Source organism: Ktedonobacter robiniae, assembly GCF_016587375.1.
Lineage (GTDB): Bacteria > Chloroflexota > Ktedonobacteria > Ktedonobacterales > Ktedonobacteraceae > Ktedonobacter > Ktedonobacter robiniae.
Window position 1 is genome coordinate 683,682 of sequence record NZ_BNJG01000003.1, and the last position, 23,885, is coordinate 707,566.

The window sequence follows — 23,885 nt, forward strand, 5'->3', positions numbered from 1 at the left end:
ACACTGACCTCCTTGCGACATCGTATGACCATAGCGCGCGACATCATTGTGCGCGCTCACCTCCAGGGAGAACAAGAGTATTAAGCGTAGTATAACATGGAATATGCGCTACTTACGTACGCACCTGGGCCTCCCAGCGGCGTGCAAACCCTCAGCTTAGACGCGTACCTTGTGCCCTTTAGGGTTGTAACTCACCTCACCCACGCTGCGAATATTCTGCGGGTGCGAAGAAGACAAGCACGCTCAGAGCCTCCGTGATCGAATGAAAACGGTGCTCCATGTTGGCGGGGACAAAGACCAGCGAGCCAGGCTCGACTGCGATATGCTCCTGCGCCACCTGAAGCTGACCACGCCCCTGAACAATATAATATAGTTCGTCCTCAGTGTGCGGTTGCTGGGGATCACTCGCGCCCACCTCCAACTGGTAGAGGCCCACGCTCATCGACGGTTCACGCAGAAACTCGTGATAGAGCTTTCCCGCCTGCTCACGCGCGGCAAATATATCTGCTAAGGTAAAAGCCTGCTTCTCTGGCATATTTGCTCCTGTTCTTCATTTTGATGGTACACTGTAGTCCTGCTTAGTATTATCGCGCGCTATGTGGCTCCAAAGAAAGTGCCACTTTTCTCAAAACATGGCATACCACTTCCTCAGTCAGGCAACAATCAGGCAAATGAAGAAGCTAGAGCACCGTAAAGCCTAGCAACTGCGTGGGCTGTGTTGATGCATGATTACCCCAATAACAACGGCCAGGCAGCAAAGGTTCACGATTAGGGAGAGGCGTTGCTGTCACGAACATATCAGGAGGATTAAAACAACTACTATCCTGCGCCTAATACAAGTTGGTGGCGCTGGCACGCAGTCAGCGCCACCAACTTGTATTAGATCTTACTACTTCTCTGCCAATTGCTCGAAGAGGTCGATATCCTGGCGGGTAATGTCGAGGCTGGAGCGCCAGAAGGACTCGCTGCGGATGTCGATGCCGAAGCGCTGAGCTAGCTCGGCGGCGCTGGCCATGCCGGTTGAGGAGAGCAGGTCGTCATAGCTCTGCTTAAACTCCTCGGGCTGCTGCTGATAGCGAGCATAGAGGCCCAGGCCGAAGAGCAGACCAAACATGTAGGGGTAGTTGTAGTAGGAACGCCCCGTGTTGTAGTAATGGCCCTTGACCGCCCACATATAGGGGTGCAGCACGGCTTCATCCAGGCCATCGCCATAGGTCTGGCGCTGCGAATCCAGCATCAGCTCGTTTAGCTCATCGACTGAGAGCTCGCGACGCTGGCGCTTCTCGAAGACATTCTGCTCGAAGAGGAAGCGGCTGGTAATATCTACAACAACCTGGCATGAACCCTGGAGCGAGGCCTCCAGGATGGCGATCTGCTCGGAAGGTTCGACCTGGCCGAGGGTGGCGTGGCGAATGATGGTCTCACAGAAGATGCTGGCTGTCTCCGCCAGGGTCATGGGGTGTCGGCGCTGCAAGGCTGTACGCTTGAGCATATTCAGATTGTGATAGCCATGCCCTAGCTCATGCGCCAGCGTGCTCATGCCAGCAAAGGCTGGTTTGAAGTTGGCCAAGATGCGTGACTCATCGGCGCGCAGCGAGGCACAATATGCCCCATCACGCTTACCAGGACGTGGCTCGGCATCGATCCAGCGCTCGCGGAAGGCACGCGCCGCGTAGTCCGAGAGGCGCTGCGAGTAGCTCCCAAACTGCTCAATGATAAAGTTGCTGGCCTCTGCGAACTCCCATACCTTGCTCTCCCGCGCCACGGGAGCGAAGAGATCGTACCAGGCCAGTTTCTCCAGGCCCAGCAGGCGCGCCTTGGTACGCAGATAGCGTCGCCAATCGGGAAAAGAGGCGCGCGCCGCCGAGAGCATAGCGTCAAGCGTCTCACGATCAATACTGCTATCAAAGAGCGAGGCCTCCAGCGGCGACTCCCACTGGCGACGACGCGAGATCACGTTGACCTCGTTCTTGATGCTGTTAAGCGCCGCAGACAGGGGGACCGCGTTACTCTTCCAGGCAGCCAGTTCGGCCTCGTAGGCACGCCGGCGCAGGTCGCGTTCCTCGCTAAAGGCCATGTTGCGAATGGCGCTCATGGGATAGCTCTTCGTCTCGCCATCGATCTCCAGCGGCACATTAAGTTGGGAAGAAATATTGCCATGCAATTTGGTCCAGGCTGAGCCGCTACTGACATTGAGTTCAGAGGCCAGCTCCTCTTCAACGGGCGACATCAGGTGGCGTGCCTGCTTATATGCTTTACGCAGCGGGAAGGCGTGATCTCGGGCTACCTGCGAGCGCTCAATTAACACCTCAACGTCGAGCGAGCCAATCCAGGCCGTAAAACGGGTAGATTGTTGCGCTAACAACGTCAGGCCGCGCTGCAACTCGCTATATTTCGCCTGGGCCAGGTTGTCTTGCGAGTTGGTATTGACAAAGCTGCTGATATAGACAGAGATGGTACGTACCTCGTCACTCATGGCATTGTAGCGCGCTACGACCTGCTCAAAGTCACGCACAAAGGCGTCATCGAGTACCGGAGCTGCCGGCAAGACCTGCACTTGCTTCTCAGTAAAGAATCTCGCTAGCTCATCAATATGTTGCAAGACCTGGCTCAGCCCCTGAGCGAACTCCGGCGAGTCCAACCCGGGATAGACCACCGTCATGTCCCAATGCGGCAATGCTGTTGTTGACACGAAACTCTCTCCTTCTAAAAACGGAACAGTGGGGATGAGAGTATTGTAGCACCTGTCCATACCCAGCGCATATCCACCTTCCTCTCCTCCACCTACTGTGCTTCGCATAGAGTAAGGGGGTGTGGTGGTGGATTGACGGGGCCAATCCACCACCACACCCCCTTACTCTATACTAGAGGGTATCAACTAGCTCTTCGAGGCGCTCGATATCCTGGCGTACGATGGCCAGGCTGGAGCGCCAGAAGTCTTTGGAGCGGATATCAATGCCAAAGCGAGCCGCCAGTTCTGTTGCGTTCGCCATGCCGGTTGAGGAGAGCAACTCGTCATAGCCCTGCTTGAAAGCTTCGGGGTCTTGTTGGTAGCGTGCATAGAGACCCAGGCCGAAGAGCAGGCCAAACATGTAGGGATAGTTATAGTAGGGAAAATCACTGCTATAATAGTGCCCCTTGACCGCCCACATGTAGGGATGTAGCTCGGCCTCGTCCAGGCCATCACCATAGGTCTGGCGCTGGGAATCCAGCATCAAGTTGTTCAGCTCATCCACCGAGAGTTCACGCTGCTTACGCTTCTCAAAGACGCTCTGCTCAAAGAGGAGGCGGCTGGTGATGTCTACTACCACCATAAACGAGCTTTGGAGCGACGAGGAGAGGATAGCCATCTGCTCCTGCTTATTGGCGTCCTTGAGCGCGGCGTTGCGGATAATGGTCTCGCAGAAGATGCTGGCGGTCTCCGCCAGAGTCATGGGCGAGCCGCTCTGTAGAGCCGTGCGCTCGCGCATATTCAGGTTATGATAGGCATGGCCCAGCTCGTGTGCCAGCGTGCTCATGCTCTCGTAGGAGGGCGAGTAGTTCGCCAGGATACGCGACTCCCCACGCCGTAGCCCGGCACAGTAGGCGCCATCGACCTTACCTGGACGCGGTCCAGCATCGATCCAGTTCTCATTGAACGCGCTCCGCGCCAGGTCCGCCAGGCGCTCCGAGAAGCTGCCAAACTGCTCGATAATAAACCGGCTCGCCGCCTCGTACGACCAGTTCTTCTCGCTCTTACTGATTGGCGCGTTTAGATCGTACCAGCTCAGCTTCTCCAGGCCCAGAGCACGTGCCTTGGCCTTCAGGTAGCGCCGCATATCTGGAAAGGACTCGCGAGCCGCCTCCAGCATGGCGTCCAGCGTCTGCTGATCGATGCTATTCAGGAAGAGCGTCGCCTCCAGCGCGGAGGACCAGCCACGCTTATCCGCCAGCACATTTGTCTCGTTCTTGATGCTATTCAGCGAGGCCGCCAGGGGAACAGACACGCTCTTCCAGGCAGCGAGCTCAGCCTCGTGGGCGCGTCTGCGCACCTCGCGATCTGGAGAGTATGACATGTTACGCACGGTGCTCATGGGATACTCTTTCGTCTCGCCCTCTAGCTCCAGCGTTACCTTGAGCTGCGAGGTCAGGTTGCCATGCAGGCGACTCCAGGCCAGGCCACTACTCACATTCAGCTCAGAGGCCAGCATCTCCTCGGCAGGTGACATCAGGTGGCGCGCCTGAATCTGGGCGCGGCGCAAGAGATGCGCGTGTTGACGCGCCTGCTCGGATTTAGCGAGTAGCGCCTCCACATCCAGCGAGCCAATCCAGGCCGTGAAGCGCGTCCCCAACTGCGAGAGGCGCACATAGGCGTTCATCAGCTCACTCAGCTTCGCCTGAGCCAGCGTATCCTCCGAATTGGTATCTACAAAGCAATTGATGTAGGTAAATAGGGTCTCGCTGCGCTCCAGCACCTCGTTGTAGCGCGCCAGCACGGCCTCAAAGGCCTGCGCCAGGGCATCATCTACCACCAGCGCCGGGCGTTCGGCCACCTGGTACTGATCGAAGAGCGCGGCCAGCTCATCGATCTCGCGTATCCTGGCGACAAAGCCCTGCTCAAACTCAGGCGCTTGCAGGCCAGGATAGATCACGGTCATATCCCAATTGGGAAGCTTCTGTGTAGTAGTCACGTACGGTCATATCTCCTTTTCCATCCTCAATACTGCTATTGTAGCATGGAGCCTCGCGATCTGCATGGACCCTACAAGTTCTTTCGCTTCTGTATGTAGTACACAGGCCACTTCGCAATGCAGTGCGGCTTGCACATTGGCAAAATATGTGTTTTCCTGGAAACTGTAAAACTGTAGAATTGTAGGACTGTAGAATTGTAAAATGGTGAGTCCAAATTTCTAGAAAATGTCGTAAAGAAGGAGAAACAATGATGCAACTCCAAGAAGAACGCTTCTTCTCTCCTGATCCTGCGCAACGCCGAGTTGCTTTGAATTTATATACACAGGTCAAGGATCTGCCACTTGTCTGCGTTCATGGTCATGTCAATCCGGCGATGCTTGCCGCAAGCAGCTATGGCTGGGGGAGTCCTGTCGATCTCCTGATCATCCCCGATCATTATATTTTCCGTATGCTCTACTCCCAGGGTATTTCGCTAGAGGAGCTGGGTATAACTCCCAAGGCACAGGAGAGCCTCTTCACCCCGCCCGATCATCGCCAGATCTGGCAGACCGTCTGCGACCACTGGCATCTCTTCCGTGGCACGCCCTCCAGCCTCTGGCTGCGCGACGAGCTACGCAATATCTTTGGCATTGAGGAGAAAATGAACTCCGCTAATGCGCAAAAAATCTATGACCTCCTTGAAGAGAAGCTGCGTAGTCCAGTCTTTCAGCCGCGCCAGATGTTTGAGCGCTTTCACATTGAAGTGCTCGCGACCACCGACGCCGCTACGGATACCCTGGATCATCACCGAGCCATTCGCCAGTCTGGCTGGAGTGGACGCGTCATCCCTACCTTCCGCCCTGATGCGGTGGTCAATATCGATAATCAGCACTTCGCGGCCAATATAGAACGCCTGAGCGAGGTCTCGGCTAGCAAGATTAGCGGCTATCGCTCCTATATTGCCGCGCTTGAGCAGCGGCGGCGCTTCTTTAAGGAGATGGGGGCTACCGCCACAGACCACGGTGCGACCTCTACCTATACCGAGCACCTGAGTGAGACCGAGGCCGAGCGTATCTTCCAGCGTGCCTTGCGGGGTGAGGCCTCGACTGATGACGCACGCCGCTTTACGGGCCATATGCTCATTGAAATGGCTCGCATGAGTGTCGAAGATGGTCTCGTCATGCAACTACACCTCGGCAGCTATCGTAACCATAACGCTCTGCTTCACGAGCGCTTTGGAGCCGATATGGGCGCTGACATTCCGACGGCAAGCGAGTTTACGCATAACTTAAAGCCCCTGCTCGATGCCTTTGGACGCGAGCGCGACCTGACCTTGATTGTCTTCAATCTCGATGAGAGCACGTATAGCCGGGAACTCGCGCCGCTGGCAGGACACTATCCAGCCCTGCGCCTGGGGCCTCCCTGGTGGTTTTTTGATAGCCTGAATGGTATCCGCCGCTTCTTCGATAACATTATAGAGACGGCTGGTATCTACAATACGGTGGGCTTCAATGACGATACCCGCGCCTATCCCTCTATTCCAGCGCGCCATGACCTGTGGCGGCGCGCCAGTGCGGATTGGCTGGCTGGTCTGGTGGTACGAGGCATCATTGATGAAGAGGACGCCGCTGAAATGATAGTCGACCTGGCCTATCGGCTGGCCAAAAAGGCTTACAAATTGGAGGCATAGGAGCATCCTAAAGTTCAGCCTGGGCATAGAACTTTTCCCGCTTTCTCTACGTGTCACCTGAAGTGAGGGCTCCATGAGAAGAAGGTCTTTATGGAAAGAGCTGGCGTGGAGCACTGGCAGGTAATACTTAGAGAAAGGGGCATTATTGTGGGTAAGTTCATGAATGGCATTCTCGTTGGCGTTGGCGTAGGTCTGCTCGTCGCCCCAAAGAAAGGCGAAGAGATGCGCCGTATGCTAAGCGAGCGCTTCCTGAACCAGCCAAAGAGTCTGGAGAGTGAAAGCCGGGTCTCGCTCTCCCAGGAACCACGTATGGAACGTGGACCAGGGTCAACAGAACAGACTTCGACAATGGGACAGGGTCCATCGCTCATCCCGAAAGAGGAACCCACTCCCCATACTGTCATCACCCCACCTGAACCTGATATTAAGAGACGGCCCGATAAGCGCTTTGAGCGCTAAAAAGTGAAATTCACAAAGTATGTAGGGTCCGTGCATGCACGGACCCTACATACTTTGTGAATTTCACTTTGTGCCTGGTATTACTCCTCGCGCAGGTGGTGGCTGGCATCGACTCCATAATCCATGCCGTAGACCTCCTTCAAGCGCTGAATCTGCTCCTGGGTTTGTGGGCCAAAGGGTGCCTCACCAGCAAAGGCATGCAGGACAATGCCCTCCATAAGATCACCAAGTGACATATCCAGATACTCCGCAAGCCCTTTAAGAACCTTCACCATACGCTTCTCCATGCGCATACCTGTTTGCACACGCTCTACCACGATATCCTGATTACCATGCCTCTTGTCTGCCTGCTCCATACATTTCTCCTTTTCGCTATCTTTTTACCAATGTACCAATGTAACAAAAATAAGTATAGCCTATATTCTGGCCAGATGCAAGATTTACATTCACACTTTCAGGCATACAAAAATTTCTATTAGTACTTTTGTGCTGTTATTTTTTATTTCATTGTGTATCAAGATATATCAATGTATCCTGTAGGCAAGGCACAGCTATAAGAAACATATACTCTTGAGCCAGCCCTTCTGGCTGGCCGGCGTGTGTAGAAACGCTGTGTTGCGACCTCTTGAAGTCTGTTTATGGTTAGGAAGCGAGGCACTATGCGGAGGAGGAACACGAAGTCGACTTCATGGAAATGGACTTTCCCAGCTACATTTATGATGCTGCTCCTACTGGTTACCGCCATGATTGCGGCCCAGAGAACAGCGGCTCACGCCAAGTCTGCGCCCCGTTATACGATGCGGGGACATATTGCTCCAGTGCTGAAGCAGTACAAGCCAATGCACGCCGCGGATAGTCATCAAAGCATGCACCTTGCAGTCTCACTACGCCTACGTAATGAGGCACAGTTGGATGCACTGATAGCCGCACAGAATGACCCCCATTCGTCCTTGTATCACCGTTATATTACGCCAGAATACTTTACGGAACATTTCGCACCCGATGAACAGACTATTGAGCGCGTAAGCGATTATTTGCGGGCTAATGGTTTAAGCATAGACAACGTTTCTTCCAATCATCAGCTGATCAGCATGAGTGGAAGCATGGAGAATGCAGAGAAGGCCTTCGCTGTCTCGATCTCGGATTACCAGATCGATGGGCAGGTAGTCTATGCACCTACAGATGAGCCATCAGTGCCTGCTGAGCTGGGTGATGTGGTCCTGCATGTCTCGGGCCTGGACTCTATCGCCCACTATCGTCACTTTGCCCAGTTCGCGCCTCGTGCCAGCGCCGTCCCTGGCAGCGGTCCCGTTGGTGGCTATACGCCAGCCGAGCTGCGTGCGGCATATAATATCAACCCACTCTTGAACGCGGGTTACAATGGGAAGGGTCAGACAGTAGCGCTCTTCGAGCTGGATGGCTACACTCCCAGCAATGTGAATACATATCTTCAGCATTACAACCTGGGTTCAACCAAATATTCAAATGTGTTGATTGATGGCGCCAGAAATACGGCGGGCAGCGGCGCACCCGAGGTTGAGCTGGATATGGAGGTCCTCTCGGCTATCGCACCCCAGGCGACGCAGAAGGTCTACATTGGTCCCAACAGCGCGAATGGTGCCCTGGACATCTATAACCGCATTGTCAGCGACAATAGCGCTAAGGTGATTAGCATTAGCTGGGGTCAGTGTGAGCGCGATACTGGCACAGCCCTCGTCGACGCCATGGACAACGTCTTCAAACAGGGCGTGGCCCAGGGACAAGCCTTCTTCGCTGCTTCAGGCGACTCCGGGGCCTATGGCTGTGACGACAAACAGCTCAACGTCGATTATCCCGCCGGCGATCCCCATGTCGTGGGTGTGGGTGGCACGAAACTGAGCATTAATAGCGATAACACCTATGCCAGCGAGTCGGCGTGGAGCTCTCCAAGCGGTCAGCGCGTTGGTGGCGGCGGTGGCGGCATCAGCCAGCACTTCAGCCGTCCAGCCTACCAGGATGGCGTACAGTCGAATGCTAAACGTGCTGTGCCCGATATATCGGCAGACGCCGATATTAATAGCGGCTACTCACTCTACATTCAGGGTCACTGGGACATCGTTGGTGGCACCAGTGCTGCGGCCCCTCTCTGGGCCGGTATCGCTACCAACGTCAACCAGTACCTGCAAGCTCAGAACAAGCCAACTCTAGGCAGTGGACACGAGGCGCTGTATAGCCTGTACAAAAATCAGCAGCAGTATGCTCCCTACCACGACGTCACCAGCGGCAATAACCTGTACTACAAGGCCGCGCAGGGCTACGACATGGCCACTGGCATGGGTACCCCCGACGCCTGGAATATCGCTCGCGACCTCGCGGCTAAGAGCGATAGCACAACCAGCGGCGACAGCACTGGCACGACTACTGGTGGCGACACCAGTGGCAGTGGTAGCACCAATACCGGTGGTAACACTGGCGGAGATACCAATCCTCCTTGCTATCATCGCGGATATCGCCATAACAACTGTAACCCCAATACCAGCGGCTCTACGAATGGTGGCAACACTGGCTATCCGGGCTACCCCGGTGGCGGTTACCCTTATCCTGGTGGGAATAACGGCTACCCCGGTGGCAATAGCGGCTACCCCGGCTATGGCCCTAACTGGTAGCACATCCTCTATACTGGTATAAAAAAGCATGAACGTGGGTAATGGGCTGGTTATGCCAGCCCATTACCCACGTTCTCTACTACTAACTACTAAACTGCTGAGCTAGAGCGCGCAAACTCCATGACATGAGGATGCACCAGGTTCGCAAAGTCGGCATAGCGCACGCTCATAGTCTCTGTATGCGTCCCAACGGGAAAGGTAATCTCCTCCTGTGTTGTCAGGCTCTTCTCAACATAGACGGGTAAACCGTAGAGATTCCCAAAGGGAGGCATAGCGCCAACTTCACAATCTGGGAAGGCATCAGCCAGTTCCTTCTCCTGTGCCAGAAGCACCTCTTTAGCCCCCAGCGCGGTGCGAACTTTTTCAAGATCCACATAATATGAGGCGGGAAGCGACAGCTCGATCATCTTGCCATCGGCAAAGGCAATGACCTCCTTGGCAAACTTCTTGCTCGAAATGTGCTCGCACTCCGCAACCTGTTGAGCGCTCAAGGCCCGCTCATGCTGCTGCTCATGAAAAGGCACATGCTGTTCCTGAAGGTAGGTCTCCAGTCGCTCTTTACACTGCATTGAAACACCTCCATTTCTCAGCTACTGAAAAGCACTTGCGCATATTTACTGTCTATCTGAGGCGGGCAATATCAGTATAAAATGGAGGCGTAACTGTACCTTGTATAGCCTCAAACGTCCTTGCTTTGCACTACAGAGATAGAGAAATGAAGAGCAAGGTTGAGTACTAAACCTTACTCTTCATGGCTATTACCTATAAACAGGTAAAACTCGCATTGTACAATTGGTAGGCTGGTTCGTTTATACCTAAAGAAACCACATTCATAACTATGGAGGGCTAATTCTCTTGAGCGATTATCCACAATACCCACAACCACCCTATCAACCGCCCTACCAGGGCTCACAGCCTGATTATCCACCTCAGGCACCTTATGCGCCTTATCCACCACAGTCTGATCCGCAGGCACCCTATTCATCGTATTCACCGCAGTCTGGCCAACATGAGCCCTATCCGCCCTATCCTCAACCAGAGATGCAGGCACCCTATTCGCCCTATGCCCCACAGCCAGGTTATCCACCTTATCCTCAGCAACCGCCAAAGAAGAGCGGTCTTGGCAAGGGACTGGCAATTGGAGGCGTTGTCCTACTGCTCGTCCTGGTAGCGTGCGGCGTCATCACCGCATTGGCTTTCCGCGCCTCTAACACTATCACAAGCGCTACTAGTACTGCCACTACCAGCAGCAACAACGATACGAATACTGGAAGCACGCCCGATACAAATCAGTCATCAGGGGGCAGCAAACATTATACGGTAGGCCAGACCGTCAAAACGGGCGATACATGGGAGGTCACCGTTAATTCTGTGAAGACCTCTAACGGCGAGGACTATCTCAAGCCCGATGCTGGCAATATTTTTATTATCATCAATGTCACGACACACAATATTAGCGCTAAAGAGCAGATCATCAGTAGCCTGCTCAACTTTAGACTAAGAGAGGCTGATGGAACCGAGGCCAAGAGCGCCTTCCTGAGCTCTAGCGTTTCCAATCCACCTGATGGCAAGGTTGCCACCGGCGATAAGGTCAGAGGTGACCTCGTCTATCAGGTGCCCGCCAACCAGAAACAATTCACCTTCCTGTTTGACAACGATATCATGGAGAGTGGACAAACCATCTGGGATATCAACATCTAATTTCGTTGTCAAGCATAGACAAACCCATACAAACAAAAGAGCCGGGGTATCCCGGCTCTTTTGTTTGTATGGTAGTGTTTCTCTTTAGCCAGTGAGAATCTGGCAGATTCTCACTGAAACTTCTATTTGCCTTAAAGCGTGGAAAGGGAGACATTCTTAAATGCAAGGCCGATGCTTTAAGCAAAATAAAAAGAAAAGCTGCATGATAAAGGAGTGTAATGTCTATGAATTTTACGAATCAGCAACAATATGCGAACGCCTGGCAGCAAGGAAACTATAACCAGATCCCCCACCAGGAAGCCTGGCAGAACTATAATCAGTTTGCCCAGCAGGCCTCGCCACAGGAGCTAGAGCAGGCCCATCAGCAGGTCTATGCGCAGATGCCACCTGAGCAACGCGGTGGACTCTTGCAGAATTTGCTTGGTGGATTGACACAACGGGGATTCTCCCCTCAGCAGGCGGGAGTACAAAATACAGATCCCTATTCGATGTCGCCTGCTGAGGCCGCGCGCGTGACCAGTTATACTCAGCAGAAAGATCCCGACCTGCTGAAACAGATCTTTGGCCCCGGTGGCGCGCTCAGTAGCCCCCTTGCAAAGGTCGCAGTAGCAGGTGTGGCGGCCTATGCGGCCAATCGCTTCCTGGGCGGACAGGGCAATCCACTGGGTAGCGCATTCGGTGGCAACAACAACAATAACAATCATGGTGGCTTACTCTAAAAGAATGCTGTTTGTGGGCGAGGGAGGTATACAACACCTCCCTCGCCCATTTTATTTCTCCCTTGATATCACCTTTCTACCACTCTGCTATAGCGCCATCTACAGTATGCTAGACGGGGTTATGCCAGGTATGACCACGCGTCGCAGCCTTCCTAGCTGCATATTTATCGATAGATATGCCCAGGACCAGAGGGGGCCGCGATATATCCATCCCGAAAAATAGCATCCAATACCCTCTCTTATGCTTAGTAACTGTCGATTATTGTATATGTAACATATGTGTAGACGTATTACATGTTACGTTGTACCTAAACATGGTCATAGCGAAACTTTTTGGCCTCCAAGCTTCGTGCTCTAAGCGAGACATAGTTGTGTGCGTGTGTAGTAGAAGGGAGCAACATGTGAGAGGACCCACCACCGATCAACAACGGGATGTGCTCCTGAACACACTGAAAGATGCCATATTTATCGTCGAGGATAATGGGCTGTGTCATATGAACCGGGAGGCTTATCATTTACTCTCCCTGCCAGAAGGCCTTCCCCTTGAGCAAGCATGGCTAATGGGCCCGCTCTTTGAAATCTATGATGAGCGAGGGCGTCTCTTACCTGATACGCGTTGGCCGCAAAGCCATGTCTTTCGTGGCGAAGTGTTGATGGGACCCAAAGCAATGGATGTGTTTATCCGCACTTTTGATAAAAAAACTCATTTTGTGCATGTGCTGGGGACTCCCCTCTACCAGGAAGATGGCACGATTCGCTCTGTGCTCTTAATCTGTCGTGAGCTCCCTCTGGGCTAGAAGATCGCTTCTACCACCTTGTACCTCCTACCTTGAGACACTACATCAAAACTTCCAAAACTACCATATGCTTGAGCACAGCCCTGTTTTATGATGCCTCGAACGTGGTCTCTGGTATTCCTTTGAGGCGATCCGCGAGAGCAGTATAGCGCTTACGATCCAGAATACGGTTGACAGCCATACCAATTGCCTTTGTAGGGCCAACGAGAATAGCACGCCTCTGTGCTCGTGTCAGGCCGGTGTAGAGCAGGTTACGACTTAAGAGCATATAGTGCTGCGTAAAGAGGGGCAAAATGACGACAGGATATTCGCTGCCCTGCGATTTATGAATGGTTATGGCCCAGGCCAGGGAGAGCTCGCCCAGGTCGGCATAGTCATAATGCACCTCGCGCTCGGCAAATTGCACCACCAGTTCTTGCTCCTCCACATCAATGGCCTTAATCGTGCCCAGGTCGCCATTAAAGACCTCGCGCTGGTAGTCATTGACCTGCTGGATGACGCGATCTCCCACACGCAAATAGCCACTACCGCGTGCAAGCTCAGCGACCCCATATCGTCGCGGGTTGAGTAGTTCCTGCAAAAGGGCGTTGAGCTGGCGGGTACCGACATCGCCCCGTGTAGAGGGTGAGAGGATCTGGACCTCGCGTACCGGGTCGATTCCGTGCGCGGGCAGGTACTGCTGCACCAGGTGCGCGATGCCTTCCGCTCCCAGCTCAGGCTCCGCCGCCTCCAGCCATAAGCAGTCCGAAGCGCTAAACCTGGTTGTGGGAGTAAGTTGAGGAAACTGTCCGGCGTTGATACGATGCGCGTTCATAATGATGTGGCTCTCCGCCGCCTGGCGGAAGATCGAGGTTAGACGCACCACTGGCACCTGGCGCGAGGCAATCATATCGTAGAGTACCATGCCTGGCCCCACGCTTGGTAACTGGTCACTGTCCCCTACTAGCAGGATCTGGGCATGAGACGGCAAGGCCTTGAAAAGCGAGTGCGCGAGGAAGAGATCCAGCATCGAAACCTCGTCCACGACCAGGACATCTACCACCAGGGGATTCTCCTCATTATGGCGAAAGCCCATCGTCTTAGGATCAAACGCGAGCAGGCGATGGACAGTCTTCGCCTCGTGCCCACTGACCTCCGCGAGACGCTGGGCCGCGCGTCCCGTGGGGGCTGCCAGCAGCAGCGACTTGCCCATGGCCTTCCACAGGGCCACAATAGTACGCGTGGTAAACGTCTTGCCACAGCCAGGTCCGCCAGTCAGGACGAGCAGGCGTGAAGAGGCGGCCAGTTCCACTGCATGACGCTGCTCCTCTGAAAGCTCGATGCTTTTCTTCTGTGTATACCCCTCAATCCAGCGCTGGACACGCGCCTGGTCCACCTCCACTGGATGACGCACAAACGTGGAGAGACGCTGCGCCAATGCCGCCTCAGTATGGTAAAAGGCTGGTGAGTAGTAGATACGCTCCTGCGCCAGGTCCTCATAGCCTGCCTGGGCGATTAGTTCCTGCGCCTCCACCATCTGTCCAAGCAGAGCGAGGATGCGCTCGGCGGCAACGGGAAACTCGGACAGAGCTAGTTGTTCCACACCGCGCTCGACAAGGACCGTTTCTGGCAGAAAACAATGCCCCTCGTCCGAGGCCTGGCCGAGAATATGCAGGATTCCCGCCTGGTAACGAAAATCTGCGTCAGGCGCGATCCCCAGGTTGCGCGCAATGGTATCAGCGGTAATAAAACCAATGCCATAAATATCGGTGGCGAGTTGATAAGGATTCCTGGAAACGATCTCGATGGCCTCATCGCCGTACTGCTTATAGATTTTCACGGCATAGGTAGGGGAGACGCCGTGTCCCTGGAGGAAGATCATGACCTCTTTAATGGCTTTTTGTGCCGCCCAGGCGCTGGCGATCTTCTGCGCGCGCGAGGCCCCAATCCCAGGCACCTCCACCAGGCGCGCTGGCGTTTGCTCAATAATCTCCAGTGTATCAAGCTGAAAGTGGGCCACAATGCGTTTCGCCGTCACGGGTCCAATTCCCTTGATGAGTCCGCTCCCCAGGTATTTTTCAATGCCGGTCAGGGTGGCGGGCTTCGTCTCCTGAGCGGAGAGCGCCTGAAATTGCTCGCCATACTTGGGGTGCTCACGCCAGAAGCCGGTGAGGCGCAGGCTCTGCCCGGCGGCTATCGCGGGAAAGCGACCAACGACCGTCACCAAGTCACGCCGTCCAGGAACGTGGAAGCGCGCGACGGTATAGCCTGAGTCTTCCGCGTGGTACGTCACACGCTCAACAGTTCCCTGGATATACTCGCGTTTTGGTTGGGGGGATTGGTTGTTATGCGATTCTAGTTGTTCGGAATTGAAGGATGGCATGCCACTTTTGCTTTCTTTTGCGCCAAAGAGTGATACAAACAGTATAGCACAGCCAGGAGAAAGTTCACGCCACTAATAAGGGAGCGAGAAATAGAAGCTACTCCCCTGTTCTGGTTGGCTTTCAACCCAGATGCGGCCTTTATGCTGAGAGATAATGGCATGAGTGATATAGAGCCCTAAGCCCAATCCCTCTACTTTATCGCGCTCATGATGAGCACGATAAAAGCGCTCGAAGAGGTGCTTTTGATCTTCTTGAGAGATTCCCTGGCCCTTGTCATGTATTGCTACAACCACCTCGTTACGCTTCCCCTGCTGGCAGCGCGTTACCTCTACTTTGACCTCCGCATCAGCCGGGCTGTATTTCAAGGCGTTCGAGATCAAGTTATGCAAAACCTGCTCAATGCGATCTCTATCAGCAGAAACCACAAGCTCCTCTTCTGGTATTTCAAGCACAATACGGCCTTGCTGCGTAATATCCTCATACTGCTTAATTACCTGGCGAATCAACTCTACAATGTTAACTTCTTGCCTCTCACGCAGATCAAAGACCTCTCCTCGTATGCGCGCCACATCGAGCATTTCGGCAATGAGCTTGTTCATGCGCTTCACCTGGTAGACAACCTTTTCCAGCATATCTGATTCCTGGTCGAGTTGCTGCAGACTACGCTCTAGTTCAGAATTTTTCTGCCTATTTTGCATCCTCTGGAGCATCTGCACATTACCCAGAATTGAAGTTAAAGGACCTCGCAACTCATGCGTTACCAGGGATATAAACTCATCCTTTAACTTATCCAGTTTCTCTATATCCTCACGTGCCTGCACCTGCTCAGTTACTTCAACTGCAGCCAGGAGCATATACCGCACGCGCTCTGGCGTCTGCTTATCAGCCTGATTATCTACAATCGGAGTTAAAGTATAGTCCCAAATAATCCTGTTATGGCCTTCCTCATCAATAACAGAAAGCTCTGGAATGCGCGTGGCTTTACGTTCTGCAAGCACCTGCTCCCAAAGGGTGATCCGTTCTTCCGAGGAAAGGGCCAGGCGTAAATCTTCCCAGGCTCGACCAATAAGCGTATCCTGAGGATAACCAGTCATATGGGCCACGCTCTCAAGATAGCGAGGGCTGGCAATCAACAACAGATGCGATTGTGCATCAAAGAGGGCCAATGCTCCGGCGGGAAAGTTATGGAAGATAAGCTCAAATTGCTCACGCTCATGCTCAACTTCTAATAAACGCTTTTTGGTTTCATCAATAGCATAGACAATAACCCCATCTACTTTACCACTCGCATCATGCGAGGGAACCAGGGTATAGGTGAAATACGCCTCCGCCTGCTCGCCTGCCTCATCTCCTGACTGCGAAAGGAGCACGCGTTCTAACGTTCGTACTGTATCGAAGCGATACGCATCGCGCGCCAGGTGCAGCATTTCTATCCCTTGATCAAAAAAGATATCGAGGACCTCGTCAAGGGCGCGTCCATGCACAGGCCGCTTTTCAAGAAGAGGCGCGTAACGGGGGTTATAGGCATCGATGACCAGGGTTGGCCCACGCAGCACCAGGATATAAAAGGGAGCTAACGCAACCATTTCCGCGAGTCGCGTACGCTCGTTTTCCAGTGTCGCGGTTATTTCCTGCAACTCACCGCTACGGGCGCGCAGTTCATCATTGGTGGTCTCTAACTCTTCGTTGGTGGCCTGTAGTTCTTCATTCGTGGTCTCTAACTCTTCAATACTGGCCTGCAACTCCTCGTGCGTCAGCATCAATTCTTCATTGGCGACCTGGAGCTCCTCATTGGCATCCATCAGTTCTTTGTTGACATCGCTCAGGCGTTTATTAGCGATTCCCAGTTCGCTCATCAATTGTGCTTGCTCGGCCTGAATCGTCTCTAGCTGTCGGCGAAACTGCACCTGTTGTGTCACATCTGTAATACTGACCACCGCCAGGTCAGGCGAGCCTGCTTCGGTTTGCATTAATGAAATAGAGAGGCTTATGTAGCGTCCGTTACCTCCCACAGTCGTATCTAGTTCTACCTCCATAGGGTTGACCGCATTGCGCTCACGAAAAACGCCATCAATGGCGGCGCGTGTATCGTGATAGGGAATGCCCCGCACGGCATGCAGAAAATCCTGGTCAGTTCCCGCTTCACGCAATCCCAGCAAGCGCCGTGCCGCTCCATTGACAGTCAGGATGCGATACGAGCGATCAATGACCACAATACCAATGGGCAAGAAGCGGAGGAGCAGTTCGTTGAAGCGTCGCAGCTGGCCTATTTCTAATGGAAGCGTTGTGGTTTCATGTTCGTTATGCTGTTTCCCCATATTTCTATTCTGCTGCTTCATTGATTGCCCCTCCATGTGGGAAGCCGTTCTATCGGTAAGAATCTGGCGGCGCACTGAAGGAAGTCCATTCCCAATGCAGCGATATACCTTCCACTGTTTATTTATAAGCTCATAAAAGGATTGGATTGGGCAGACTGTCTCGGCTTTCCCTAAAAATAAGTAGCCATCAGGCGAGAGGGAGAAGGCAAATTGATTGAGTACGTACTCCTGGAGTTCAGGAGTGAAATAAATAAGGACATTGCGACACAGCACCAGGTCAATACGTGGGAAGGGGGCGCTCCGGCTCAAATCTTGCTGACCAAAGATCACCATCTGGCGCAAGGCTTTAGAGATACGATAGCCATGATCGGTATACTCAAAGAAACGATCCTGGTACTCTTTAGGCGTGCCCTTAAGCAGGTTTTCCCCATAGACGCCTCTGCGCGCAAAGTTGATCGCAGCCTCATCTAAATCGGTAGCAAAGATCTTAATGCTCCACTCCAGCATCTCCGCGCCCAGCATCTCGGTGAGCAACATCGCCAGCGAGTAGGGCTCTTCTCCTGCCGCGCACCCTGCTGTCCAGAAGCGCAAAACACGATCCCGTTCACGCGCACGCTTGATGAGTTTGGGCAGGATCTCGCTCTTCAAATAGGAGAAAGCCTCGGCATCACGAAAGAACTGCGTCACATTAATGAGAAAAGCCTTGACCAGTTCACCTATCTCCGCCGGGTAAGTCTTAAGATATTGGGCATACTCGCGCATACTCCGGTTATGAGTCACGACCATGCGCCTACCGATGCGTCGTAAAATAGTCGATGTCTTGTAAGGTCGAAAATCAATACTGGCCTGGCGGCTCACCTGCTCAAGAATATCGTGCAGAACATCTTCAGTTCGCGCCTCCACCTGTTGGAGATGCTCACCGGTTAAGAGTTCCTGAAGAAAGGGGCCAATTTTCTCGATGGAAAGCTCAAAATCAACAATAGTAGGTGGTAGTGACGGAGGCATAGAGGGATAGCGCGCCGTCTGCGGATCTTGCACCACAACCACTCCTCCTCTATTTTTGACATCCACCGCGCCGACAGATCCATCCGAGCCAGAGCCTGTCAGGATTACAGCAATCAATTGCTCACCATAGGCCTCGGCCGCCGTAGAAAGCAAGATATCCACTGATGGTCGTGGGCGTCTGGAATGATTCTCCTGCACTTCAACAAAATGATCACGGATACTGACCAGGCGATCAGATGGCACAACATAAATTCTTCCAGCTTGCAGGCGGCTACTCGACATCACCATTTCCACTGGAAGTTGAGTACGACGCTGCAAAATGGTATCTAGTGAACTTGGGCGGTTCGGTTCGAGGTGTTGCGCAAGGACAATAGGAGCTGGAAAATCGGTTGCAAGGGTACTAACAAATATAGAAAGCGCCTCCACTCCTCCCGCCGAAGACCCTACGACGATCAGGTTCCCCGTAGCTGACTCCTTCTGCTGTTCATCTTTTTTCATTGAGACAACGCTCGCTTCCAACTAAAAAAGGATGCAGAAATCCTGGATTGACAACATACGCCGCCGATCTTCACTATAGAACTATTTCTCAGGCCTGTCAATCATTTTGTGAGAGAAGTGCATTGTAGAGGTAAAAAATTTGTGGGGCTTTCATTCCATAGGCGGCTCAGCCTCAAGTTCTCGCGCCATCTCAGGTTCTGAGAGCTTCAGTCCCCCTTCGACTAGCAAATGGCGCAACGTCTGAGCATGTCTTTTCGCCTCCGTCAAGCGCCCCTCAAAGCCATGCGCCAGTAAAGCTCTACCGTGCTCATGTGCGTTATTGGTCAGGCGCTGGAGCAACTCCACTTTCTCTTCAAGGGTCTTCAAGGCCATCCAGAGAGCCTTATCTAAGGATTCGGACTGCTCAAGCAACATACTCTCTGTGGAAAAGGCATGACCCACGCGACAGCGAAAACGTTGCAGCCTTCCATCATGCATTTCCCAGAGCACGCCACCACATTCGGGACAGGAAAAAAACCGAGGGATTTCCGTTCAGTTCTTCCTTCTGGAGGTCATTTTGCTCCATGGTTGTAACCTTCTCTTCTTTCCACTCGCTCAGGGGTACTGCCGGAACCTGCAAACTTCCATCTGTCACAGGCTCATGTGCGAGACGAGTGAGAAGTGGTGCAATTTCTTTGAGCGGGAACGTGTAGTCGACATCGACGTATTCGCGAGCACTTTGAGGCATACTTGGGTAGAGGGCATCCCGCGGGTCCTGCACAATCGCGATACCACATTTGTGTTTAATGGTAAAAAGCCCTGACGTTCCATCATCCAGGCCGCCCGTAAGCACCACCCCCACGACGCGCCTCTCATAGGCATGCGCCGCCGAGCGAAAGAGGGGATCTACGGCCGGCCGATGCCGATTCTCTTTCGGCCCTCGTACGATATGAATACGCCCCTCCTCAAGCAACATATGATAATCTGGCGGGGCAATATAAATTTTGCCATGCTCAATCGGTGCGCCATCAACTGGATGCACCGCTGGCAAATGGCCAGAACGGCTCAAAATATCTGGCAAGCGGCTTGGCCGTCAGCCGAGATATGCAAGACAATAAATAACGAGGCTGGTAGCGTCGGCGGCAAATCTCGTACGAGATGCATTAATGCCTCCACGCCGCCCGCTGATGCCCCTATAACAATGATATCGTGGCCTGCCATCTTGTACCCCGACTTTCAACCTCTATTTCCTGGCTTACTATAACCAGGTCTACAAAGAAATACACGATTTACTCACACAAAAAGTTTTTTTTCTCTCTCTTGCAAAATGTTACCTTCTATACAATTCTATTCGTGTTTCTTTCGAAGCTTCGATAACCATCTACAACAGTAGAGTAGAGAGAGGGCTGACAGATCTTATGCACGAGCTTGATAAGCAACATGACGACCAGGAGAAGAAAGCCGCGCACGCAAAGGAGCATTCAGAGCACCCCAAGGGCGATCAAAAGGCCCAGACGGAGCAACCACCTGCGGGTATGGCAACTGATCCTGAAGCTACACGCGATCCCAACTATGCCAAACGCATAGAAGAGAAAACCAAAAAACATTAACATAGCTATTTTTGGGCATGAGAATAGGAAGTGAAGGTGTTTGCGGTATCTTCACTTCCTATTCTCATGCCCAAAAATAGTTGCAGATATGGAATAAACTATGTATATAGAACGTTTTCATACCTGCCCCCAATTTACCACTGAGCATTTAACAGATACATCACCCCATCATAGCTGTTGAGCAGCGCTTTTAGGGGCTCCTCGTCTTAGCGAGAAGAGCCCTCTGGACACTCGTCCTTTGCATTTTTTATACATTCGCTTTTCTACTGGCGAAAAGCCTTCTTACCATGAATAATTTTGATGATTTTCAAGGAGATTCTATGTCACACGTCATGACACCTCTGGAACGTGTGGAACAGATACCTCATGTTTCAGAACAAACACAGCAGACAGAGAGATCTCCTCTCTCATATTCCACCGTTATGCCTCAGGATGAAAGGCTAACAAGTGACTCGCCAGAAGAGTGGTTTTTGGAAGAGGGGGAGGAGGAACAAGATAATAGCCAGCTTCCAGTTGAAGCTGAGATAGATACACCTCTTATAGAGGAGCATACACCAGAACAATCAGCAAGCCAGCCAGAGGTCGCAGACGACCTCTTAACCCTCTACCTCGGAGAAATGGGACGCTCTCCCCTTTTAAGTGCCGAGGAAGAGATAGCCCTGGCCAAATATATCACCCAGGGAAAAAAGGAGGCCTGGCAGGCTGAGCAGGCCCACAGGCTTCCCCGTCAACGTATTATGCACCTGGCAGAAGAGGCGCGCGCACGCCTGATTGAGGCCAACCTGCGCCTCGTCGTCAGCATCGCCAGGAGGTATATGCATTGTGGGCTATCGCTATCAGACCTGATTCAAGAGGGAAACATTGGCCTGATGACTGCGGTCGACAGGTTTGACTATACGCTTGGCTACCGCTTTAGCACCTATGCGACCTGGTCTATTCGCCACACAATCGGCCGGGCAATCGCTGATCGTGGTCGCACCATTCGCCTACCAGCCTATATCGTAGAGACGATGGGACGCTTTGCCAAGACGCGTTCACTCCTCTTCCAGAAGCTGGGGCGTGAACCCGATATTCAGGAGCTGGCGCAAGCCATGGGAATGGATATCGAGGCCACACGTGAACTCTTGCAACACCAGCAACGTACACTCAGCCTGGACACGCCTCTCGATGACGAGAGCGAGATCTCGCTGGGCGACATGCTTGATGATCCCTATGCTGCAGTACCTGAAGAGACAGTGGCTCATCAACAAATGCGTGCCTCTATCGGAGAGCTTCTCGCGCATCTCAATGAGCGTGAACGTTCAATTATCGAGCTGCGCTACGGTTTCCGCGATGGCGAAAACCATACTCTCGCGGATATAGGCGAGGCGCTTCACCTCTCGCGTGAGCGAGTACGCCAGCTGGAAACGAAAGCCCTTAGTAAACTTCGGCAAGGCTGCGATAGCCAGTTACAAGACTTCCTTCTATGATACTCTCGCTCCTTTCAGGAGAGCGAGAGTATCTCTCTATTACCCCGAACTTTTCTCCTCTAAATTGTAGGGTCCAAGCTGGCTTGGACTCCTCTCGCTGTCACGAAGACAAGGCCATGCAAGCATGGCCCCTACAATTGTATTGAGCGACTGCACCACTACACATGGACATGAGCAGGAATCGCGCAAAGGTAGGGCAGATATTGTCCACGCAGGCTGTATGGAAGACGCCCCACAACCAGCGTCCCTTCTTCCTCATGCTGCTCATACTCAATATGGCCCCTACGATGGAAGAGATCTACCAGTTCACCTTTACTATATGGCACAGTTGCACATATAGGCACCATATTTACCGCCAGCACCTGGGACATCTTCTCGCATAACGTATCCAATCCTTGTCGATGTAAAGCCGAGATAACTACCGCATCAGGGAAAAATGACGTATCAACCTGCGGTGTTTTCCCTAGCAAGTCTATTTTATTCAAAGCCGTGATGCGTGGTAAATGCTCGGCATGCAAATCTTTGAGTGTACGCAGCACCTCCTCATACTGCTCATGCATATTAGGATGGCTGATATCAACAACTTCTAGCAAGAGATCGGCATCCGTTACCTCTTCGAGCGTGGCGCGGAAGGCTGTGACCAGGTCTGTAGGCAATTTCTGGATGAAACCAACGGTATCAGTAAGCAAGGCCTCCTGGTTGTTTGGCAACGTCAACTGACGCGTTGTCGGATCGAGCGTCGCGAAGAGCTTATCCTCGACGAGCACATTCGCGGCGGTCAGAGCATTAAAAAGGGTTGATTTCCCCGCGTTGGTATAACCAATCACAGCGACGACCGGAAGCGCGTGTGAAGCGCGCTGCTGACGGCTCACCTGGCGATGCTGACGGACCGCTTCAATTTCACGTTTGATCTCACTCATACGCCGTCTAATACGGCGCCGATCTATCTCCAGCTTTGTTTCACCAGGGCCACGCACACCTATCGCGCCCCCCAACGTTCCACCACCTACACGAGAGAAGTTGATAGCATGCTCACTCAGGCGTGGTAAGCGATAGGCCAACTGTGCCAGCTCGACCTGGAGCAAGCCCTCGCGTGTGCGCGCATGCTGCGCGAAGATATCCAGGATGAGTTCTGTTCGATCAATCACACGGGCATGCAATTGATCTTCCAGGTTATGCTGCTGGGCCGGACGAAGCTCATCGTCGACCACAACAACATCGAATGCCAACTGCCCCTCTAAGGCCTTGAGTTCCTCAAGCTTGCCCTTTCCTATATAGGTAGCCGAATCAGGATGCTCCAATTTCTGCGTCATCATACCCACAGGTTCGGCACCAGCCGTTTGCGCCAACGTTGCCAGCTCTTGCAAAGAATCTTCAACACTCAAGAGCTGCGCTCCATTGCCTGTATCAACAGCTATAAGAAACGCACGCTCATTTCCTCCGCCTGTAGTTTGCGTATCTTCTCGTTGCGACATCTCTTCTTTCCCTCTCTACCATCAAAGTTCTATGACAACACAAATCATAGAAACATCACGCCGAGGACAAGAGAGGAGTTCCATAAAGAGCCTGGTAGAGAGTATAAGATGCGCCGTGGTAGCCACAGACTACCACGGCGCATCTTATACTCTCTATGAGCAGGCGCTACTCCCAGACTCTGGTCTCGTTGACCTGCTCCTTCGCCCTGAAAGCTTTCTCCAGGTCAATATTAAAGGTATTTGCCAGGTCCAGTATATAGCTCAGGACATCGGCGAACTCCTCTTCCAGTTCGATATCGCGCTGCTTTGCCTTCTCTTCGTACAACCCTGCCACCTTGCGCATGGCCTTAGCAAGTTCACCAACTTCCTCGATAAACAACACAAATTTCTCCGATGGACTATCCTTTGTCCAGCCACGCTCCTGGCAGACAGCGGCAACGTAGTTTTGCAGATCACTCAATGTGGGTCTTTCGGGCAATTGTGCCATAAAATCACTCTCCATAAAAA

Annotated in this window: 18 protein-coding genes and 1 pseudogene; 8 read left to right on the top strand and 11 right to left on the bottom strand. The window is 52.9% G+C overall.

The window, feature by feature from the left end; all coding sequences use genetic code 11:
* Positions 1-196 precede the first annotated feature (196 nt).
* The 3 genes from JMJ04_RS35635 to JMJ04_RS35645 all read right to left on the bottom strand — a co-directional run bounded on the left by JMJ04_RS35635 (position 197) and on the right by JMJ04_RS35645 (position 4,670).
* Entirely contained in the window at positions 197-535 is a 339-nt protein-coding gene (locus tag JMJ04_RS35635) for a cupin domain-containing protein (RefSeq protein ID WP_236038806.1), read from the bottom strand.
* A 354-nt stretch (positions 536-889) separates the two neighbouring features.
* Positions 890-2,662 carry a M3 family oligoendopeptidase gene (locus tag JMJ04_RS35640; RefSeq protein WP_201376142.1) on the bottom strand — a complete coding sequence of 591 codons (1,773 nt, stop codon included), beginning with the start codon at positions 2,660-2,662 and terminating at the stop codon, positions 890-892.
* 202 nt (positions 2,663-2,864) lie between these two features.
* Positions 2,865-4,670 (bottom strand): M3 family oligoendopeptidase, encoded by a 1,806-nt coding sequence (locus tag JMJ04_RS35645; protein WP_201375127.1) that lies wholly within the window; start codon positions 4,668-4,670, stop codon positions 2,865-2,867.
* A 248-nt stretch (positions 4,671-4,918) separates the two neighbouring features.
* Here JMJ04_RS35645 and uxaC point away from each other — a divergent pair, with 248 nt between their 5' ends.
* Both uxaC and JMJ04_RS35655 read left to right on the top strand, forming a co-directional pair.
* Entirely contained in the window at positions 4,919-6,340 is a 1,422-nt protein-coding gene (uxaC, locus tag JMJ04_RS35650) for a glucuronate isomerase (protein ID WP_201375128.1), read from the top strand.
* A gap of 90 nt (positions 6,341-6,430) precedes the next feature.
* The gene (locus JMJ04_RS35655) at positions 6,431-6,799 is read left to right on the top strand and encodes a YtxH domain-containing protein (RefSeq protein ID WP_201375129.1); all 369 of its coding nucleotides are present in this window, start codon (positions 6,431-6,433) and stop codon (positions 6,797-6,799) included.
* Positions 6,800-6,879: 80 nt separating this feature from the next.
* Here the strand turns inward: JMJ04_RS35655 and JMJ04_RS35660 are convergent, their stop codons facing one another.
* Entirely contained in the window at positions 6,880-7,155 is a 276-nt protein-coding gene (locus tag JMJ04_RS35660; RefSeq protein ID WP_201375130.1) for a hypothetical protein, read from the bottom strand.
* 360 nt (positions 7,156-7,515) lie between these two features.
* Here JMJ04_RS35660 and JMJ04_RS35665 point away from each other — a divergent pair, with 360 nt between their 5' ends.
* The gene (locus tag JMJ04_RS35665; RefSeq protein WP_236038811.1) at positions 7,516-9,444 is read left to right on the top strand and encodes a S53 family peptidase; all 1,929 of its coding nucleotides are present in this window, start codon (positions 7,516-7,518) and stop codon (positions 9,442-9,444) included.
* A gap of 89 nt (positions 9,445-9,533) precedes the next feature.
* Here the strand turns inward: JMJ04_RS35665 and JMJ04_RS35670 are convergent, their stop codons facing one another.
* The gene (locus tag JMJ04_RS35670) at positions 9,534-10,013 is read right to left on the bottom strand and encodes an aminoacyl-tRNA deacylase (RefSeq protein ID WP_201375131.1); all 480 of its coding nucleotides are present in this window, start codon (positions 10,011-10,013) and stop codon (positions 9,534-9,536) included.
* A 286-nt stretch (positions 10,014-10,299) separates the two neighbouring features.
* Between JMJ04_RS35670 and JMJ04_RS35675 the strand changes: the two genes are divergently transcribed.
* The 3 genes from JMJ04_RS35675 to JMJ04_RS35685 all read left to right on the top strand — a co-directional run bounded on the left by JMJ04_RS35675 (position 10,300) and on the right by JMJ04_RS35685 (position 12,661).
* A complete protein-coding gene (locus JMJ04_RS35675) occupies positions 10,300-11,145 on the top strand; it encodes a DUF4352 domain-containing protein (protein ID WP_201375132.1) in 846 nt (281 codons plus the stop codon).
* A 224-nt stretch (positions 11,146-11,369) separates the two neighbouring features.
* Complete coding sequence (locus JMJ04_RS35680; protein WP_201375133.1) at positions 11,370-11,864, top strand: hypothetical protein; 495 nt, start codon at positions 11,370-11,372, stop codon at positions 11,862-11,864.
* Between the two features lie 401 nt (positions 11,865-12,265).
* Positions 12,266-12,661: a PAS domain-containing protein gene (locus JMJ04_RS35685; protein ID WP_201375134.1), complete on the top strand. Its 396-nt coding sequence runs from the start codon at positions 12,266-12,268 to the stop codon at positions 12,659-12,661.
* An 88-nt stretch (positions 12,662-12,749) separates the two neighbouring features.
* Here the strand turns inward: JMJ04_RS35685 and recD2 are convergent, their stop codons facing one another.
* The 4 genes and pseudogenes from recD2 to JMJ04_RS35705 form a co-directional block, all read right to left on the bottom strand.
* Entirely contained in the window at positions 12,750-15,023 is a 2,274-nt protein-coding gene (gene recD2, locus JMJ04_RS35690) for an SF1B family DNA helicase RecD2 (protein ID WP_201375135.1), read from the bottom strand.
* Positions 15,024-15,095: 72 nt separating this feature from the next.
* Positions 15,096-18,845, bottom strand: a complete 3,750-nt coding sequence (locus JMJ04_RS35695; RefSeq protein WP_201375136.1) for a CheR family methyltransferase — start codon at positions 18,843-18,845, stop codon at positions 15,096-15,098.
* 150 nt (positions 18,846-18,995) lie between these two features.
* Positions 18,996-19,322, bottom strand: coding sequence for a hypothetical protein (locus tag JMJ04_RS35700; RefSeq protein ID WP_201375137.1), 327 nt, complete (start codon positions 19,320-19,322; stop codon positions 18,996-18,998).
* Positions 19,315-20,045 (bottom strand): annotated as a pseudogene (locus JMJ04_RS35705) (chemotaxis protein CheB). The gene JMJ04_RS35700 and the pseudogene JMJ04_RS35705 overlap by 8 nt, the downstream one beginning before the upstream one ends.
* Before the next feature lie 197 nt (positions 20,046-20,242).
* Here JMJ04_RS35705 and JMJ04_RS35715 point away from each other — a divergent pair.
* Together JMJ04_RS35715 and JMJ04_RS35720 are read left to right on the top strand one after the other, a co-directional pair.
* Positions 20,243-20,434 (top strand): hypothetical protein, encoded by a 192-nt coding sequence (locus JMJ04_RS35715; protein WP_201375140.1) that lies wholly within the window; start codon positions 20,243-20,245, stop codon positions 20,432-20,434.
* A gap of 320 nt (positions 20,435-20,754) precedes the next feature.
* A complete protein-coding gene (locus JMJ04_RS35720) occupies positions 20,755-21,903 on the top strand; it encodes a sigma-70 family RNA polymerase sigma factor (protein ID WP_201375141.1) in 1,149 nt (382 codons plus the stop codon).
* A 158-nt stretch (positions 21,904-22,061) separates the two neighbouring features.
* Here JMJ04_RS35720 and hflX read toward each other — a convergent pair whose 3' ends face one another.
* Positions 22,062-23,378, bottom strand: coding sequence for a GTPase HflX (hflX, locus tag JMJ04_RS35725; protein WP_201375142.1), 1,317 nt, complete (start codon positions 23,376-23,378; stop codon positions 22,062-22,064).
* Between the two features lie 166 nt (positions 23,379-23,544).
* Positions 23,545-23,865, bottom strand: coding sequence for a MazG nucleotide pyrophosphohydrolase domain-containing protein (locus JMJ04_RS35730; protein ID WP_201375143.1), 321 nt, complete (start codon positions 23,863-23,865; stop codon positions 23,545-23,547).
* Between the last annotated feature and the right edge of the window lie 20 nt (positions 23,866-23,885).

Excerpts from the sequence above, each read along its gene's own strand:
- JMJ04_RS35665 (WP_236038811.1), top strand. The coding sequence starts at position 7,516 with ATGATGCTGCTCCTACTGGTTACCGCCATGATTGCGGCCCAGAGAACA.
- recD2 (WP_201375135.1), bottom strand. The coding sequence starts at position 15,023 with ATGCCATCCTTCAATTCCGAACAACTAGAATCGCATAACAACCAATCC.
- JMJ04_RS35655 (WP_201375129.1), top strand. The coding sequence starts at position 6,431 with ATGGAAAGAGCTGGCGTGGAGCACTGGCAGGTAATACTTAGAGAAAGG.
- uxaC (WP_201375128.1), top strand. The coding sequence starts at position 4,919 with ATGATGCAACTCCAAGAAGAACGCTTCTTCTCTCCTGATCCTGCGCAA.
- JMJ04_RS35670 (WP_201375131.1), bottom strand. The coding sequence starts at position 10,013 with ATGCAGTGTAAAGAGCGACTGGAGACCTACCTTCAGGAACAGCATGTG.
- JMJ04_RS35715 (WP_201375140.1), top strand. The coding sequence starts at position 20,243 with ATGCACGAGCTTGATAAGCAACATGACGACCAGGAGAAGAAAGCCGCG.
- JMJ04_RS35720 (WP_201375141.1), top strand. The coding sequence starts at position 20,755 with ATGTCACACGTCATGACACCTCTGGAACGTGTGGAACAGATACCTCAT.
- JMJ04_RS35640 (WP_201376142.1), bottom strand. The coding sequence starts at position 2,662 with ATGACGGTGGTCTATCCCGGGTTGGACTCGCCGGAGTTCGCTCAGGGG.
- JMJ04_RS35660 (WP_201375130.1), bottom strand. The coding sequence starts at position 7,155 with ATGGAGCAGGCAGACAAGAGGCATGGTAATCAGGATATCGTGGTAGAG.
- JMJ04_RS35730 (WP_201375143.1), bottom strand. The coding sequence starts at position 23,865 with ATGGCACAATTGCCCGAAAGACCCACATTGAGTGATCTGCAAAACTAC.
- JMJ04_RS35680 (WP_201375133.1), top strand. The coding sequence starts at position 11,370 with ATGAATTTTACGAATCAGCAACAATATGCGAACGCCTGGCAGCAAGGA.
- JMJ04_RS35695 (WP_201375136.1), bottom strand. The coding sequence starts at position 18,845 with ATGAAAAAAGATGAACAGCAGAAGGAGTCAGCTACGGGGAACCTGATC.
- JMJ04_RS35700 (WP_201375137.1), bottom strand. The coding sequence starts at position 19,322 with ATGCATGATGGAAGGCTGCAACGTTTTCGCTGTCGCGTGGGTCATGCC.
- JMJ04_RS35635 (WP_236038806.1), bottom strand. The coding sequence starts at position 535 with ATGCCAGAGAAGCAGGCTTTTACCTTAGCAGATATATTTGCCGCGCGT.
- hflX (WP_201375142.1), bottom strand. The coding sequence starts at position 23,378 with ATGTCGCAACGAGAAGATACGCAAACTACAGGCGGAGGAAATGAGCGT.